Below are 16,627 nucleotides of genomic sequence, written 5' to 3'. Positions count from 1 at the left end.
GCCTCATGCGCGTCATCAGGCCAGTTGCCCGAATTTCTCCGTATCGGCAATCGAGCCAAGCACGAGAATCTTGTCTCCGGTGCTAAGAACGGTGTTGCCGTCGGTGTTCTGCCATTCGCCGGCGGCATTGGTCGTGGCCGCGATGGTCACCCGGTACTTGTTGCGCACCGCCGCATCGCTGAGCTTCACCCCATGCAACGTGGCTGGCGCGCTCATTTTGACCATGGCATAGCCTGGATCGACCTCCAGGTAGTCCATCATGGATCCGCGCACCAGGTGGGCAACACGCTTGCCCATGTCCTTCTCCGGGTAGACGATGTGATGGACCCCCAGCTGCTCCAGGATCAGTCCATGCCGATCATCTTGCGCCTTGGCCCAGATCTGCGGGATCCCCATGCTGACCAAGAGCGAGCAGCACAGGATGGATGACTGCAGGTGGCTGCCCACGGCCACCACCACACGGTCAAATTCGTGGATCGAGAGCTGTTCCAGGACTTCGCGGCTTGATGCGTCGGCACGGACCACCTGGGTCAATTCGCCATTCAGCGACTGGACGTTGTTCTCGTGCACGTCGATGCCTAGAACTTGGGTGCCTGACTTCATCAGTTCCAGGGCAAGGGATTCTCCGAAGCGCCCGAGCCCGATCACCGCCACGGAGTGGGCTTTGGGCAGTCCCTTGGCATCATTGCGAAAATTCAGTAGCTTAGCCAATTGAAGGCCTTTCCTTGGGGAGTTCATAGAGTGCTTTTCGATCGCGCAGGGCAAGCGCGGAACCCAGCGAGAGGACACCGACGCGGCCGAGGTACATCAACGCGATGAGAATGCCTTTGGCGGGATCCGGCAAGTCCGGGGTAATGCCCGTGGACAGCCCGACGGTGCCGAAGGCCGAGGTGGCTTCGAAGAGACAGCGGTCCAGGGAATAGTTGGTGAGCAGCAGCAGGCCCATCGTGCCGGAGAACACCGCCGCGACACCCAGCAGCGCCACCGTGATGGCTTGGCGGTGTACCGAGCGGGAGAGCCGCTTGCCCAGGACGTTGACTGCGGTCTCGCCGCGCAGCTCGGTCATGATGATGAACAGCAGGATCGCGGCCGTGGTTATCTTGATGCCGCCGGCGGTGCCGGCCGGTCCGCCGCCGATGAACATCAGCACATCCATGCCCAGCCAGGAGGCTGGATGCATCGCGCCGATGTCGATGGAGTTGAAGCCTGCGGTGCGCGTCTGCACAGATTGGAAGAATCCGGCCAGGATCCGTTGCGCAGGTTCGAGCTCGCCGAGCGTCTTCGGATTGGACCATTCCATAGCGGTGATGAAGATGGTGCCGCCAGCGAGCAGCAATGCGGTCATCAGTAGAACCAGACGGGTGTTCATGCTCCATTTCAGCGTGTTCCGCCAGTGCTGCCTCAGTTGGACCAGGACCGGGAAGCCCAGGCCGCCAAGGATGATGGCGAGGCTGATAGGGATGCAGAGCCACGGGTCAGCGACGAAGTCCATCAGGTTATTCGAAAACAGGGCGAAGCCCGCGTTATTAAAGGCCGAGACTGCATGGAATACGCCATGCCAGATCGCACCGGCTGGTTCGTCGCCGTAGGCCAGCCCGAAGCGGATGGCCAAGATGGCCGCCACGACGGATTCGATGGCCAGCGACAGCTTGATGATCATCAATGCGGCGGTGCGCACGTCTTCGCCTGTTACCGCGGAGCTTTCGCGTTGGGTGGATAGCCGGGTGAGGTAGCCAATGCGGCCGATGACCAGCATGCTCAGCAGCGAGGCAATTAGCATCAGGCCCAGGCCGCCGGCCTGGATCAGGATGAGGATGACGAGCTTGCCGAAGAGGGTGTAGTGGGTTGCGGTGTCCAAGACAGTCAGGCCGGTCACGCACACCGCTGACGTGGCAGTGAAGATCCCATCGACCAAGGATGTGAAGACGCCTTGGGTATTGGCTGCAGGGGAGGACAGGAGCAATCCGCCGACGAGAATCGCACCGGCGAAGGCAAATGCTACTGCGCGTGCCGGTTTGGCCCGCACGCTGTGCTGCGCGGCCGGCCGGGGTGCGGGAAAATTCATGGAGATCGCAATCGTGGGAATAACGTCTCGCGAAACCGTGGGACGAGGAGTACGAAGGAAATATTACGCCCGGAAAAACGGGTGTCAATGGTGATTCCCGTCACCGATGGCGGTGTCGGCCAGACCGCCGCGGGAGAGCTTGAACCGGCCGCCGCGCAGTACCTGCGCGGCTGCCGGCAAGCCGAGGGCATCGCTAGCTGCCGAGCAGTTCCACGACGCGCTGCGCGGTGCCCCAGGACAGGGTCACGCCGGCGCCTCCATGGCCGTACGCGGCAATGACGGGCACCGCATGCCCCTCGATGCGCTCCAGGCGGATCGCCTCGCGTGCCGGGCGCAGCCCCACCTTGTGCTCCAGGATCTCGCAGCCTTCCAGTTCCGGGACGAGGCCGATCGCGCGGCTGAGCATCTCGGTGGCGGTCTGCGGGTCAGCTTCGAGGGTGAAATCGTGGTCCACGTCGGTACCGCCAACGATGATGTCATCGCGGCGCGGAATGATGTAGCTGACTCCTTGCGGATGCTCGTCATAGCAGAGCCAGTCGGACAGTCCTGCGGTGTTGGCCAGGCGGATCACCTGGCCGCGGATGGGGTAGACGCTCTGGTCGTCGCCGGTGAGCTCGCCGCCTCGCAGGCCGGCTGCCAGCACGACGACGTCGGCATCGTCCTGCAGCTCGTCGAAGGAATGGACCGTGCGCCAGATGAACTGCACGCCCAAGGCCGCGGTCTGTGCTTGCAGCCAGGACAGGTAGGTGGGCATGGTGATCACCGGAACCGTGGCATGCATTCCGGCGGCCGCAATCGGCGGGATGGCTTCTGCCGGGGCTTCGGCGGCGTTGGTGACGATCTTCGCCCAGGAGCGGTCTTCGTCCGCCGAGCCCTCCAGATTGAGCCCGTAACGCAGATCGATGCCGGTTTCGGCGATGCCCGACAGCTGCTCGAAGCGTGCCAGGGAACGGGCGAGCAGCAGGTCGGCAGCTTCGGAGTTCTCCGAATGGTAGGGGAACCAGATGGCGGCGGCCACCGAGGAGACCGTCTGCTGCGGCTGCTGGTCTGCGATCACGGTGACCTCGTGACCGGCGGCGGCCAGCTCGTGGGCGGTGGACAGGCCGATGACCCCGGCACCGATTACGGTGACCTTGCGGGGCTGCGCGGCTTCGGGCAGCGGTGCGGAAAGCATGGAATCCTCTCGGGCAGGTGGTGCTGGAAAAGCGAAGGCCGGTGCCGCGAGCCCGCCATCGGCAGGATCGCGGCACCGGCGATTAGGTGTTGGCTAGAGCAAGGTGGCCGCGGCGCGGTCGATGATCCAACGGGTAGCTTCGGTGCCGTGCACAGCCGAAGCAGGGACGGCAACCTCGTTGACCTCGTGCTGCGCGGCGGCCAGTGCCGGGGCCTTCTCGGCGCCGGCCACGAGCAGCCACACCTCCTTGGCGGTGTTGATCGTGCCCATGGTGAGCGTGACGCGGTCCGCCGGCGGCTTGGGGGAGTCGTGGACTGCGATGACTCCTGGCTCATCCGACCGGGTGTGGTTGGGGAAGAGCGAAGCGACATGCGAGTCCGGGCCCATGCCGAGCATCAGCACATCGAAGGCCGGATTCAGCGCGCCTTCTCCGGCTTCCTCGGCCAGCTGGCGGGCGTAGGCTGCGGCGGCCTGCTCTGCTGTCTCGTACTGGTCGCTGGCGCCCATGGCGTGCACGGTGGCCCGGTCCAGCCCCAGGGTGTCCAGCGCCTCGAACAGGGCGGCCGCCTGGCGCACATTGCGGTCAGCCGAATCGGAGGCGACGAAACGCTCGTCGCCCCACCAGAAGTGCACCTGCGACCAATTGACCGAGATCTTGGCGGGGTTGGCCGCGACGGCTTCCAAGGCGGCGATGCCCAGCGAACCGCCGGTGACCACCACATGGGCGACACCGCGGGCCGCCAGCGCATCGGCGATCGTGGTGATCAGCCGGGCGGCGATGGCGTGGGCGGTAGCCTGTGCATCCTCGTGGATGAGAATCTGCCTAGCGATCACTGGATCTGATGCTCCTCAGGTTGGTCAAGGCCAGGCCCTTCGTGATGACGTCGCCGAAGACCTCGTCGGCATCCAGGCGGCGCATTTCCTCGGCCAGGCATTCGGCCACCGAACGGCGCGCCAAGGAGATGCGCTGCGGGGCGGAACCTGGCAGGTAGAGGTGCGCGACGGCCCCGGAAGGCCGCGAGAGCTCGACGTCGCCGGCTTCACGAGCCAGCCGCACGCTCGATAGCCCGCCGTTGGACTTGTCCGCGGCGATGGTCACCGGCACGTCCAGGCACATGGTCAGCCAGGCTGCCAGCAAGGTGGTGGACGGAGAATTATCCGACCCCTTCACCGTGATGCCGTTCAGCCCATCGGTGCCGATCAGGTCAATGATGCTGGCCAGCTGGGCACGCCACAGGGTCAGCCGGGTCCACGCCAGGTCGGTATCGCCGGCCCGGTAGGTGGCAATGCGGCTGAACAGTGCGGCCGTGGGATCTTCGGTTTCAGCCGAATCGGTGATCCTGCGGTGCGCCAGCTTGCCCAGCGCGGTGCCGGCAGGGTCCTGCGGCACTCCGTGCGGCCACCAGGCCACGATCGGTGCATCGGGCAGCAGCAGGGCGGAGATCAGCGCCTCGTCGGCCACGACATCCGGGCCGTAGGTGCGCATCACGATCACTTCGGAGGCGCCGGCGTCCCCGCCCACGCGGATCTGCACGTCCAGGCGGTTGGACTCGGACTTGTTGCCGCGCACCACCACGATGATCCGGCAGGGGTGCTCGCGGCTGGCCAGGTTCGCCGCCTCGATCGCGTTCTCGGCGAAGCCCTCGTGGGTGATGACCACCAGGGTCAGCACGCGGGACAGCGCCACCACGCCGTGGGTGCGGCGCGAGGAGATCAGCTTCTTGGCCACCTTGGAGGTGGTGGTGTTCGGAAGATCGATCATCATGGTCGTCGCCACGTCCTTCCATCCTTCGCCATCAGCTCGTCGCTGCTTTCAGGTCCCCAAGAGCCCGGAGCGTAGGGATCCGGCTGGGTGGGCAGCGAGGCCCAGTACTCCTCGAAAGGATCCAGGATGCGCCAGGACTGCTCGACTTCCTCGTGGCGCGGGAACAACGGCGGTTCGCCGAGCAGCACGTCGAGGATCAGCCGTTCATAGGCTTCGGGGGAGGACTCGGTGAAGGCGTTGCCGTAGCCGAAGTCCATCGTCACGTCGCGGATCTCCATCTGGGTGCCGGGCACCTTGGAGGAGAAGCGGATGGTCGCGCCCTCATCGGGCTGCACGCGGATCACGAAGGCGTTCTGGCCGAACTCGTCGTCCTCATGGTCGGTGAACAGCAGGTTCGGGGCCTTCTTGAACACCACCGCGATCTCGGTGACGCGCCGGCCCAGGCGCTTGCCGGCACGCAGGTAGAACGGTACGCCGGACCAGCGGCGGGTGTTGATCTCCAGCTTGACCGCGGCATAGGTCTCGGTCTTGGACTTCGGGTTGAAGCCCTCCTCGTCGAGGAAGCCGACGACCTCTTCGGCGCCCTGCCAGCCGGAGGTGTACTGGCCGCGGGCGCTGGCCGCCCCCAGGTCCTCGGGCAGCTTCACCGCGGTGAGCACCTTTTCCTTCTCGCTGCGCAGGTGGTCGGCGTCGAAGGAGATGGGCTCCTCCATGGCAGTCAGCGCCAGCAGCTGGAGCAGGTGGTTCTGGATGACGTCGCGGGCGGCGCCCACACCGTCGTAGTAGCTGGCCCGGCCGCCAATGCCGATGTCCTCGGCCATGGTGATCTGCACGTGGTCCACGTACTTGTTGTTCCACAGCGGCTCGAACATCTGGTTGCCGAAGCGCAGCGCCAGCAGGTTCTGCACCGTTTCCTTGCCCAGGTAGTGGTCGATGCGGAACACCGCATCCGGCGGGAACACCGACTCGACGATGGAGTTCAGCTCGCGCGCGCTGGCCAGATCGTGGCCGAAGGGCTTCTCGATGACCACGCGTTCCCAGCCGGGGTTCTTGTCCTGGGCCAGCTTGTGCTCCGAGAGCTTCTGGCAGACGACCTCGAACCAGCTTGGCGGGATCGAGAGGTAGAAAGCATGGTTGCGGCCGGTGGAACGGGACTCCGCCAGCTCGTCGAGGGTCTCGGCGAGCTTCTTGTAGGCGTCGTCATCGTCGAAAGCACCGGAGATGAATCGCATGCCGGCCGCCAGCTGGGCGAAAACTGTTTCGTTGAAGGGGGTGCGGGCGCTGGCCAGGATCCATTCGCGGGCCTGGGCGGCGAAGTCCTGCGCCGTCCAGTCGCGGCGGCCGAAGCCGACGATAGCGAAGTTCGGGGGAAGCAGTCCGCGGTTAGCCAGGTCGTAGACCGCTGGCATGAGCTTCTTGCGGGCAAGGTCGCCGGTGATTCCGAAGAACACCAGCGCGCCCGGACCGGCAATGCGGCTAAGCCGCCGGTCGCGGGCGTCGCGTAGTGGATTGCTCATTCGTGCCTTACTTCGCTGCCTTTAGCAGGGCAGCGATTCCCGCCGCGCGGTCAGTGAGGTTCACGCGCAGCACCGGACGGTTGTGCTCGGCGTCGGCCAGCACCGCGCCGTCGCCGATCGCCTGGGCGGTGATCAGGCCGCCGAAGGTGTACGGACGTTCCGGGATCTCAAGGTCTTCCTTGTGGTCCGCGGTGACCTGCAAGAACACACCCTGTGCCGGGCCGCCCTTGTGGTATTGGCCGGTGGAGTGCAAGAAGCGCGGGCCCCAGCCGAAAGTGACCGGACGGCCGGTCTTTTCAGCCAGCAGATCACGCAGCGCGGCAAGCTCCTGATCCGCAGTGCGGTTCAGGTACGCCTGGATGGCGAAGTAGCCGTCCTCAGGCAGCTTGGCGGTCAGCTCGGCCAACGCGGCATCCAGGGTGCTCGCGGTGGTGCCGAACAACTGCACCGAGCCGTCGACTGCATCCGGCTCGGCGGCGGCCGGGGCCTCCAGCATCGAGCGGGCTGCGACCTTCGCGGCTTCGACATCCGGCTGGTCGAATGGGCTGATGCCCAGCAGGTAGCCGGCTACCGCGGTGGCGTACTCGAAGATCATGAACGCGGTGCCCAGCGGCGCGCTGAAGTGCACTCCGGTAGTTTCCTCGTCGATCTCTTCTGGCAGTTCGTCATAGACGAACAGCGGCACGACATCGGCAAGCAGGTTCTTCAGCTCTGGCGCGTCGACGTGGGCGGCTACCGGGAGGACTCCCTTGCCGTCCTTGCCGGTGGATTCAGCGATGAGCTGCTCAGCCCAATCGCCGAAGCCTGGCAGTGCGTCGCCGACGCAGGCGATCAGCAGCTTGTCGCGGCCTGCGGTGGCCATGGCAGCCCCCAGGTGCAGCGCCAGGTTGTCCTCGTCGTCCGAAGCCAAGACGTCATTGATCAGTCCGGATTCTTCAACCAGGGCTTCGATGTCGGCACCGGCCAGGCCCGAAGGAACCAGGCCGAAGGCGGTCAGTGCCGAGTAGCGGCCGCCGACGTTCGGGTCGGCGTTGAAGACCGCGCGAACGCCTTCAGGATTGTCCATGGGCGAACCCGGATCGGTCACCAGCACGAGGCGGGTGGCTGGATCGATGCCGGCTGCCTGGAATGCCGCGGTGAATGCCCGGCGCTGGGAGTCGGTCTCAACGGTGGAGCCGGACTTGGAAGATACGACCACAACGGTGCGCTCCAGGTCGGTTTCCACGATCTGCTTGACCATCGACGGGTCGGTGGTGTCGCAGATGACCAGGTCAACCTCGTCGTGGGCCGCGATGACTTCAGGAGCCAGGGACGAGCCGCCCATGCCGCACAGCACGATGCGGGTCAGGCCCTCTTCTTGCAGCTCGTCGCGCAGATCCAGGATCTGCGGGATCAGCTTGCCTGCGGCCTCGAAGGGACTGACCCAACCGAGGCGGATGGCTGATTCAGCTTCTGCCTCAGGACCCCAAATGGTTGGGTCCTGGGCGGCGATGCGGCTGCCGATCTTCGCTTCGATCAGCTTCGGAAGCAACGCGTCGACGGAGGCCAGGGCCTCGCCGGAAGTTACCAGACCAAGTTCCATCTATTTGGCTCCCTTCAGCGCAACAGCCATGTCTTCGAGCAGCTCGTTCCAGGCGACGTCGAACTTCTGCACGCCCTCGACCTCAAGCAGGTTCACGACCTCGTTGTAGTCGATGCCCAGGGCGGCGAGCTTGTCCAGCACGCGGTTGGCGGCATCGTAGCCGCCGGCGATTGCGTTGCCGCGGATCTCGGCTTCGGTCGCGGTGGCGTCCAGAGTCTTCTCCGGCATGGTGTTCACCGTCTGCGGGGCGACCAGTTCGGTAACGTACAGGGTCGATGGGTAGGCAGGATCCTTTACGCCGGTCGAAGCCCACAGCGGGCGCTGGACGTTGGCGCCGGCGGCGCTAAGCACCTCGTAGCGGGCCGAAGCGAAGGACTCCTCGAAGACCTGGTAGGCCAGACGGGCGTTGGCCACGCCGGCCTGCCCGCGCACGGCCGCTGCCGCGTCGGTGCCGATGGCATCCAGGCGCTTGTCGATCTCGGTGTCCACGCGGGAGACGAAGAAGGACGCGACCGAGTGGATCTTGGACAGGTCCAGGCCGGCGGCGTGGGCCTTCTCCAGGCCCAGCAGGTAGGCGTTGATGACCTCGCGGTAGCGTTCCAGCGAGAAGATCAGGGTCACGTTCACCGAAATGCCGGCGGCAATGGTTTCAGTGATGGCTTCCAGGCCCTCGATGGTGGCAGGGATCTTGATCAGCACGTTTTCGCGGTTCACGCGCTCGTACAGCGCCTTCGCCTGGGCGATGGTCGGTGCGGTCTCGTGCGCCAGGCGGGGGTCGACCTCGATGGACACGCGGCCGTCGAAGCCGTTGGAGGACTCGTAGATGCCCTTGAACAGGTCGCAGGCCGCTGCCACGTCGTCGCTGGTGATTTCCGTGATCGCATCCTCGACGGAGCGGTGCTTCTGCTCGGCGATCGCCTCGCCGTACACCTCTGCCTTGGACAGCGACGCGGCGAAGATCGCAGGGTTGGTGGTGACGCCGACGACGTTCTTCTCCTCGATCAGCTTGGCCAGCGAGCCGCTGGTCAACCGCTCGCGCGAAAGATCGTCCAGCCAGATGGAGACGCCCGCGTCGGACAGGGCCTGAGTATTCGGGTTGCTCATGATATGTACTTCAGTTCCTTACTTGGCAGCGTTGTTGATGGAGGTTTCGGCGGCAGCGATCACTGCCTCGGTGGTGATGCCGAATTCCGAGTACAGCTTCTTGTAATCGGCGGAAGCGCCGAAGTGATCCAGCGAGATGATTTCGCCGTGCGCGCCGACCAGCTCGCGCCAGCCCTGGGCCACGCCGGCTTCAACCGAAACGCGGGCGGTGATCGCAGCGGGCAGGACCTCTTCGCGGTAGGCAGCATCCTGCTTGGCGAACCATTCCAGCGAAGGCAGGGATACCACGCGGGCAGCGATGTTCTTGGCTGCCAGTGCTTCACGGGCCTCAACGGCCAGCTCAACCTCGGAACCGGTAGCCAGCAAGATGACATCCGGGGTGGTCTCTGCGCCGTCGCGGACGGCTTCGGCCAGGATGTAGCCGCCCTTCAGGGTGCCTTCTGCGCCGCGGAAGCCGGTGGCCGCGCGGTCGTAGATTGGCAGGTTCTGGCGGGAAAGCACGATGCCCGATGGGGTATCGGTCAATTGCAGCATGCCGCGCCATGCGTAGGCGACCTCGTTGGCATCCGCTGGGCGGACCACATCGAAGTTCGGGATGATGCGCAGGCTAGCGAGCTGCTCCACTGGCTGGTGGGTCGGGCCGTCTTCGCCCAGGCCGATGGAGTCGTGGGTCCATACGAAGATCGACGGGACGCCCATCAGTGCGGCCAAGCGGATGGCCGGACGCTGGTAGTCGGAGAAGATCAGGAAGGTGCCGGAGAACGCGCGGGTCGGGCTGGAGAGCACGATGCCGTTGACGATCGACGCGGCGGCGTGCTCGCGGATGCCGAAGTGCAGCACACGGCCGTACGGGCTGGCCGACCAGGAATCGGTGGAGCGGCGCTCGGGAGCGAAGGACTTCGCGGTCTCGATGGTGGTGTTGTTCGAACCGGCCAGGTCGGCGGAGCCGCCCCAGAGTTCTGGCAGCTCATCGGCGATCGCGTTGATGACCTTGCCCGACGCGGCGCGGGTGGCCATGGTGGAACCAGGCTCGAAGACAGGAAGCTTCTCGGTCCAGCCTTCTGGCAGCTCGCCAGCCTGCAGCCGCTCCAGCAGGGCGGCCTCTTCCGGGTTTGCAGATTTCCAGGCGTTGAATGTCTCGTTCCACGAGGCGTGCAGCTGCGCACCGCGGGTGACGATCTCGCGGGCGTGAGCCAGCACGTCATCTTCGATCTGGAAGTTCTTCTCCGGGTCGAAGCCCAGAACCTTCTTCAGGCCGGCAACTTCCTCGGCACCCAGCTTGGAGCCGTGGATGCCGCCGGTGTTCTGCTTGGTTGGCGAAGGCCAGCCGATGATGGTGCGCAGCGAGATGATCGATGGGCGCGAGGTTTCGGCCTTGGCTGCGCGGATTGCTGCATCCAGTGCAGCCATGTCCTCGACGTATTCGCCGGTGACGGTCCAGTCAACGCGCTGGGTGTGCCAGCCGTAGGACGCGTAGCGGCCCAGCACGTCTTCGGTGAAGGCGATGTCGGTGTCGTTCTCGATGGAGATCTTGTTGTCATCGTAGATCACAACAAGGTTGCCCAGTTCCTGGTGGCCGGCCAACGAGGAAGCCTCGGAGGTGACGCCCTCCTGCAGGTCGCCATCGGAAGCGATGACGTACACGGTGTGGTCGAATGGGCTGGTGCCGGCTTCGGCGGCAGGATCCAGCAGGCCACGCATGCGGCGCTGGGAGTAGGCGAAGCCAACGGCGGAGGCCAGGCCCTGGCCCAGTGGGCCGGTGGTAATCTCAACGCCGGCGGTGTGGCCGAACTCAGGGTGGCCCGGGGTCTTGGCGCCCCAGGTACGTAGTGCTTCGATGTCTTCCATCTCCAAGCCGTAGCCGGAGAGGAACAGCTGCAGGTACAAAGTCAGCGAGGTGTGTCCGGGGGAGAGTACGAAGCGGTCGCGGCCGATCCAGTTAGGATCCTTCGGATCATGGCGCAGGTGCTTCTGGAAAATCAAGTAGGCGGCCGGAGCCAAGCTCATTGCGGTACCGGGGTGGCCATTGCCAACTTTTTCGACGGCGTCGGCTGCCAGGACACGGGTGGTGTCGATGGCCTTACGATCCAACTCGGTCAGTGAGAATTCTTCTACTAAGGATTCAGTCGCCACAGCGGCGTTCCTTCCATTCAGGCTTGGACGGGAGATGCCTCCCGCTGACACGCAATACGCCGTCGCCTCCCCATGCCTCCGATATTGCTTAAGTTAGAGGAATGCAGGTCGCGACGGCGCAATCATCGTCAACTCTATCGCGAAACGGCGTCTTCGGGCGCTGGATTTAGCAAGATGACACATAATTATTCGGTTTGCGCAGGGGCGCGATCCGATGTGACCTTTCATGCCTTGGCCTGAGCCAAGCGCTCAGTCATTCTGCGCAATGGTGTACAGGTCGTTGCAGGTGTGTCCCGGATGGCTGTCTACCCGGAGTTGCTGACGCGTTGTTCTGGAGAGGTGTACAAAAATTAATCTTGTTTCCAGGTTGCTTACCGCTTGTGGAATTTGTCCTGATCTTGTGGGTGCCAAGAATATCTGACGTCTATTAAAGGCCAAGGTCCTGTGGCCGCTGCCTCAGAGGTTGCCGCCTGTGCAAGTGGCCGGTGCGTGAACGGGCGGGGCTCTTGGCCCCCGCCTGCTGAACTGGAGGTAAACGCAGTTTTGATTGAAGGGTCAGCCCGGATAGCCGATTGGAACGCCGGAGATCGATCAGAGCGCCCATCGGGTGCGGCGCTTGGTGCGTAGCCGGTTTGGGCATTGCAGCTATTTAAACAATTGAGCCAAATCACCTTTTTTGAATGTGATCCTCTCCGTGGGGAGTTTCAATCAATTTCTATCCAGCGTAGAATGAATGTGTCTGTCTTGTACCCGTGAAGAACTGAGTGCGTTTAATTGAAGACTCAAAGTGTCGCCGGAGCATCAGTGCCACGCGCATCACGTCAGCCTGATGAAACTGCCGGCGACTTTCTGAAGCGCAAGGCCAACGCGTATGTGGCGTTGACGAAGCCTCGCGTTATCGAGTTGCTGCTAGTGAGCACCCTTCCGACCATGATCTTCGCCGAGCGGGGCTTTCCTTCCGTCTGGCTGATGATTTCCACCCTCGTTGGTGGAGCTATGGCCGCGGGCGCATCCGGAGCATTCAACTGCTATATCGATCGCGATATGGACAAGTTGATGAAGCGTACCAAGGGGCGCCCTTTGGTGACTGGTGACCTGACCCCGAAGGAAGCCTTGGTCTTCTCTTGGGCTCTGGCAATCGCATCCTTGGTGATTCTCTGGGTTGGCACGAATCCGCTGACGACCGCGTTGGGCCTGGCGGCCATTCTGCTCTACGTGGTGTTCTACACTTTGATCCTCAAGCGCCGGACGGCTCAGAATATTGTGTGGGGTGGCATCGCCGGCTGCATGCCTGTACTGATTGCTTGGGCTGCAGTGACCAACACAATTGAGTGGCCAGCGATCATCCTCTTCCTGGTGATCTTCCTCTGGACACCGCCCCATTACTGGCCGCTGTCCATGAAGTACGCGGATGACTACAACGCGGCTTCGGTGCCAATGCTTGGCGCGATCGCCAACGCCCGCCGCGTTTCGGTGCAGGTCGTGCTCTATGCCTGGGCCACCGTCGTTTGCTCGATGCTGTTGGTTCCACTGGGCGGCGCCGGCATCGTGTATACCGCAATCGCGGGCGGCGCAGGTTTGTGGTTCGTCTACGAGTCTCACGTGCTTTACCGCGAGGCGCAGAACGACCACAAGCCGGCTGAGATCAACCGCAAGGCCATGAAGGTCTTCCACATCTCCATCACCTACTTGTCGATCGTGTTCTTGGCATTGGCCATTGATCCGTTCGTGGGCAGCCCGTTGTTCGGTTGAGTTCAACTCCGCAACGAAGCTTCACAAGCGCCTTGCTTGAAACCCAAATTCGTTTGGATTCCAAGCAAGGCGCTTTTCTTTAGCTTATGCACGCCGGTCTCTAGAGTATTGGATGCATCAGGGCCATTCGTTCAACCGGAGCAGAAACTGGGTCCTTTGATAATTCTGGCTTAGGCGACGCAACTCCCGGTTGTGCCTGTCCAGCACCAAAGATGTCATTACCCGCCATTCACTTGGGTGCTGCCGACCTCTACGCGCTCGGTTCCAAAACGGACAGTGATGAATGCGGCACGGAACTTGCTGAAACCTTTGATCTCCTGGAGGATAACTCCGTTGCGGGAGCTCGTATTCTTTGATTGCGGCAATGATCAACAGCGGATTGCTGGATACCCGCCGCTCGATGAACTCACCGCCAGAGGCACGAGATTTCTCTGAAGTCCATCAAGCTATCAGGCGAGAAATGTGGCAAGGTCAGGGTAGCGGTATAGGTTATCGAAGACGGCGAGGCTTTGGCAGCAGAGCGCTGTGAAAAAGAAGGACGGGAGCAGCAAGTCGAGGATGGCGTGCGGTTGCCGGTTTGATGAAGCGAGAATGCAGTTGCAAGCTGATTCGAATTGCCAGGGGCACCAGCTTGCTTTCGATGGCGGAGATCTTGGGTGCGGGTCGTTTGCTGAGCGGAGCTGCCTACCTATAGGACTCACTGGATTGATGGGGTCGTAGACCCCGGAACAACAAGAAGCTGGTTAAAGCGATTCGGGGGTTGCCGTGCACTTTGAGTGCAGGGCAACCCCCGAACCGTTTACGCAGAATGCTATGAAGCGATGACCCTGTATCCCGGAAGGATAGCGGCCCGGTCCCAGACGTTGGCAGAAGCTGAGAGCAACAAGCTGGCGCCGAGCATGTGAGAGAGAACCAGGGCAACCGGCAGGCCATTGAAGTGCTGGATGTATCCGATCGCTGCCTGAATCGCGATAGCGGCCACGAGCCACCAAATGGCGTTGCGAAGCTGGCTGTTTCCGCCCTGCTTGTAGGCCAGGATGAGAACAACAACGGTGGCGGCGACCAGCAAGTACACCGGAGCTGTGTGCAGCCGGGTCACGAACAGTGGATCGAACAGGTGACGAGGAGCATCGGCATCACCGGCGTGCGGTCCGGTGCCAGTTACGACAGTTCCGAACGCGACAGCGAGCAGCGAGAAGATCCATGCGGCAAATGAAATCTGGCCGATGGACTTGGTGCTCCGCGGAATCTCCCGGCTTTTCAGTTCCTTGGCCGTACGGTTGACCTGGAACGTGGCCATGATGACCAGAGCCCCGGAAATCAGAAAATGCACCGACACAACCCAGGCATTCAGGCCAGTCCATACGGTGATGGCGCCGACAAGGGCCTGAAGTGCGATGCCGGCGAGCAAGCCGACGGCCAGTTTGTACAAGGTACGGTGCGTCGGGCGCATCTTCCAGATGGAGACCAGGAAAGCAACGGCGATAACCAGCAGGACGAAGGTCAGCAGGCGGTTGCCGAACTCGATGATGCCGTGGATACCCATTTCCGGAACAGGAGTCATCGAGCCGGGGACGCAGTTGGGCCAATGAGAGCAACCGAGTCCCGACTCGGTAAGCCTTACGGCCCCTCCGGTGACGATAATGCCAATCTGCGAGATCAAGGATGCGATCGCCAGACCATGCACGAGGCGGTTTACCTTCGTGGGCAACTTATCGGCCCAGCTCTGTTTGGCTTGGACTGAAGTCAAGGAAATCTCCCTCTTGGAATTGAGTGGTGGTTAGCTCCATTTGAACAGCTTGATGGCTGCAAAGGAGCCGGCTGCTGCCCAAAGGATCAAGAAGATCAGTCCAGCGATGCTGAACTGGCCATGGATGAGGGCATCGCGTAAGGCATCGCCCAGCGCTGCCGAAGGCAGTGCATTCAGCGTCGGCTGTGCCCAATCTGGGGCCATGCTCAATGGATACAGGACACCGCCGGCGCCGGCCAGCAGGATCCAGGCAAGGTTGGTGATGGCCAACGTCGCTTCAGGGCGAACGGTGCCAGCAATGAGCAGGCCCAGCGCGGTAAACGCCGCTACACCCAAGAGCAGGAAGAGGATGCCCGGGAGGATTCCCCAGGGGTTCGGATGCCAATCCAGGAACAGCAGCGCGACTGAGCAGATCAAGACGACCTGGATCAACAAGACGGACAGCACTGCAATGACTTTGCCGAAAATCAGTCCGGTTTTTCCCAATGGGGTCGTTGAGAACATGGTCAGCACGCCGTAGCGGCGGTCAAAACCTGTCCCGATTCCCTGTCCGGTGAAAGCCGTTGAAATGACGCACAGGGCGAGCACGCCGGGTACAGCTGCATCAATGCTTCGGTCGGCCACGTCATTGACGAGATCGGTGAGGGTAAGCACGAACAGCGCAATGAGCGGCATGACAACAGCGAGAATGAGTTGCTCGCCATTGCTGAGCATCTGGATGGATTCGTATCTGCCTTGGTTCAGGATTCTGCGCAGTGGCGAGGCGGCATTGGAGCGCGTGAGTGCTTGGCTCATGCTTTTTCCTCCTTGATCGCGATTTCGAGGAAAACGTCTTCGAGGCTTCGAGACTGGAGATTAAGCTCGATTGGCAAGATGCTTTCCTTCAGCCACCACTGCGTGAGCCAATTCAAGTGTTCGGGGGAGTTGACCCCGTCGAGGCGGTACTGGCCGGAGGCGGTTTCTTGCAGACGCAATCCTGCTGGCGGTTCAGGCAGCCGCAGGCCAGCTGGGGCCGAGAAGGAGACCGGGCGGGTGTCCTGGTCTTCTGCAGCGCGGGCAGTCAGCTCTGCAACGGTGCCCTGCGCCACGGTACTGCCCTTGTCGATGATGTAGACATAGTCGCTGAGGCGTTGTGCGTCGTCCATGAGATGGGTCGTCAAGATGATGGCCTTGCCAGCATCGCGAAGTTCGGCAATGAGGTCGAAAACCACCTGGCGCGACTGCGGGTCCAATCCGGCGCTTGGCTCATCGAGGAAAAGCACTTCCGGATCTCCGGCCAACGCGACTGCCAATGCGACGCGCTGTTTCTGGCCGCCGGATAGGCGCCGGATCGTGCGGGTGCCGAATGACTCGAGATCAAGGCGTGTGATTAGCGTATCAATGTCAATGGGCTTCTGATAGAGGGATGCGACATGCCGCAAGAGCGGAATCGGGCGCATTGACGGAGGCAAACCGCCGTCCTGGAGCATGACGCCGACGCGGGAGCGCAATTCGGGGTTGTCGCCGAAGGGATTCTGGCCCAGGAGTTCGACTGTGCCGCCTTCGGGCTGAAGCAGCCCCTGGGCACAGGACAGAGTCGTGGACTTGCCGGCTCCGTTAGCTCCTAAAAGCGTGGTGACCTGACCGGGAAAAGCTTTTAGGGACACCGACTCCAGGACTCGCAGCATGCGATTGTCCAAGGCGGGGACTGGACCTAAATCTTTGGCCAGCTCGTTGATGACGAGGCTGGGGGATACAGAAGACACTAGAACATTCTACGACATGTCGAACTGGCTGAGTTGAGTG

The 16,627-nt window shown here is 62.7% G+C and carries 13 protein-coding genes; 1 reads left to right on the top strand and 12 read right to left on the bottom strand.

Translation table 11 applies throughout. From position 1 onward, the window contains the following. Positions 1–15: 15 nt before the first annotated feature. From JOE62_RS10675 to tkt, 9 genes are all read right to left on the bottom strand, one after another. Positions 16–711 (bottom strand): potassium channel family protein, encoded by a 696-nt coding sequence (locus JOE62_RS10675; RefSeq protein ID WP_052253671.1) that lies wholly within the window; start codon positions 709–711, stop codon positions 16–18. Further along, positions 704–2,065 (bottom strand): TrkH family potassium uptake protein, encoded by a 1,362-nt coding sequence (locus tag JOE62_RS10670; protein WP_204722338.1) that lies wholly within the window; start codon positions 2,063–2,065, stop codon positions 704–706. The genes JOE62_RS10675 and JOE62_RS10670 overlap by 8 nt, the downstream gene beginning before the upstream one ends. Positions 2,066–2,258: 193 nt before the next feature. Next, positions 2,259–3,239 (bottom strand): NAD(P)/FAD-dependent oxidoreductase, encoded by a 981-nt coding sequence (locus JOE62_RS10665; protein ID WP_204722337.1) that lies wholly within the window; start codon positions 3,237–3,239, stop codon positions 2,259–2,261. Between the two features lie 93 nt (positions 3,240–3,332). Then, positions 3,333–4,073 carry a 6-phosphogluconolactonase gene (gene pgl, locus JOE62_RS10660; protein ID WP_204722336.1) on the bottom strand — a complete coding sequence of 247 codons (741 nt, stop codon included), beginning with the start codon at positions 4,071–4,073 and terminating at the stop codon, positions 3,333–3,335. Next, positions 4,063–5,004, bottom strand: a complete 942-nt coding sequence (locus tag JOE62_RS10655) for a glucose-6-phosphate dehydrogenase assembly protein OpcA (RefSeq protein ID WP_204723277.1) — start codon at positions 5,002–5,004, stop codon at positions 4,063–4,065. Before JOE62_RS10655 ends, pgl begins: the two co-directional genes overlap by 11 nt. Next, positions 5,001–6,521 (bottom strand): glucose-6-phosphate dehydrogenase, encoded by a 1,521-nt coding sequence (zwf, locus tag JOE62_RS10650; protein WP_204722335.1) that lies wholly within the window; start codon positions 6,519–6,521, stop codon positions 5,001–5,003. The genes JOE62_RS10655 and zwf overlap by 4 nt, the downstream gene beginning before the upstream one ends. A 7-nt stretch (positions 6,522–6,528) precedes the next feature. Then, a complete protein-coding gene (locus JOE62_RS10645) occupies positions 6,529–8,103 on the bottom strand; it encodes a phosphoglucose isomerase-related protein (RefSeq protein ID WP_204722334.1) in 1,575 nt (524 codons plus the stop codon). Further along, complete coding sequence (gene tal / locus JOE62_RS10640; RefSeq protein ID WP_204722333.1) at positions 8,104–9,207, bottom strand: transaldolase; 1,104 nt, start codon at positions 9,205–9,207, stop codon at positions 8,104–8,106. 18 nt (positions 9,208–9,225) lie between these two features. Beyond that, positions 9,226–11,340, bottom strand: coding sequence for a transketolase (tkt, locus tag JOE62_RS10635; RefSeq protein WP_204722332.1), 2,115 nt, complete (start codon positions 11,338–11,340; stop codon positions 9,226–9,228). A gap of 804 nt (positions 11,341–12,144) precedes the next feature. On the opposite strand from tkt, the gene JOE62_RS10630 reads away from it, so the two are divergent. Then, the gene (locus JOE62_RS10630; RefSeq protein ID WP_052253674.1) at positions 12,145–13,092 is read left to right on the top strand and encodes a heme o synthase; all 948 of its coding nucleotides are present in this window, start codon (positions 12,145–12,147) and stop codon (positions 13,090–13,092) included. A gap of 811 nt (positions 13,093–13,903) precedes the next feature. On the opposite strand, the gene JOE62_RS10625 is transcribed toward JOE62_RS10630, so the two are convergent. The 3 genes from JOE62_RS10625 to JOE62_RS10615 form a co-directional block, all read right to left on the bottom strand. After that, positions 13,904–14,779 carry a COX15/CtaA family protein gene (locus JOE62_RS10625; RefSeq protein WP_255314483.1) on the bottom strand — a complete coding sequence of 292 codons (876 nt, stop codon included), beginning with the start codon at positions 14,777–14,779 and terminating at the stop codon, positions 13,904–13,906. 93 nt (positions 14,780–14,872) lie between these two features. Beyond that, on the bottom strand, positions 14,873–15,637 hold the full coding sequence (locus tag JOE62_RS10620; RefSeq protein ID WP_204722331.1) for an ABC transporter permease: 765 nt from the start codon (positions 15,635–15,637) through the stop codon (positions 14,873–14,875). Continuing rightward, a complete protein-coding gene (locus tag JOE62_RS10615; RefSeq protein ID WP_204722330.1) occupies positions 15,634–16,587 on the bottom strand; it encodes an ATP-binding cassette domain-containing protein in 954 nt (317 codons plus the stop codon). Before JOE62_RS10615 ends, JOE62_RS10620 begins: the two co-directional genes overlap by 4 nt. Between the last annotated feature and the right edge of the window lie 40 nt (positions 16,588–16,627).

Source organism: Glutamicibacter nicotianae (assembly GCF_016907615.1).
GTDB classification, from domain to species: domain Bacteria; phylum Actinomycetota; class Actinomycetes; order Actinomycetales; family Micrococcaceae; genus Glutamicibacter; species Glutamicibacter nicotianae.
This window is presented reverse-complemented; position numbering and strand designations above follow the sequence as displayed.

Bases quoted from the DNA above. Each gene is read 5' to 3' on its own strand.
- JOE62_RS10620 (WP_204722331.1), bottom strand. From the start codon at position 15,637: ATGAGCCAAGCACTCACGCGCTCCAATGCCGCCTCGCCACTGCGCAGA.
- zwf (WP_204722335.1), bottom strand. From the start codon at position 6,521: ATGAGCAATCCACTACGCGACGCCCGCGACCGGCGGCTTAGCCGCATT.
- JOE62_RS10645 (WP_204722334.1), bottom strand. From the start codon at position 8,103: ATGGAACTTGGTCTGGTAACTTCCGGCGAGGCCCTGGCCTCCGTCGAC.
- tal (WP_204722333.1), bottom strand. From the start codon at position 9,207: ATGAGCAACCCGAATACTCAGGCCCTGTCCGACGCGGGCGTCTCCATC.
- JOE62_RS10655 (WP_204723277.1), bottom strand. From the start codon at position 5,004: ATGATGATCGATCTTCCGAACACCACCACCTCCAAGGTGGCCAAGAAG.
- JOE62_RS10665 (WP_204722337.1), bottom strand. From the start codon at position 3,239: ATGCTTTCCGCACCGCTGCCCGAAGCCGCGCAGCCCCGCAAGGTCACC.
- JOE62_RS10670 (WP_204722338.1), bottom strand. From the start codon at position 2,065: ATGAATTTTCCCGCACCCCGGCCGGCCGCGCAGCACAGCGTGCGGGCC.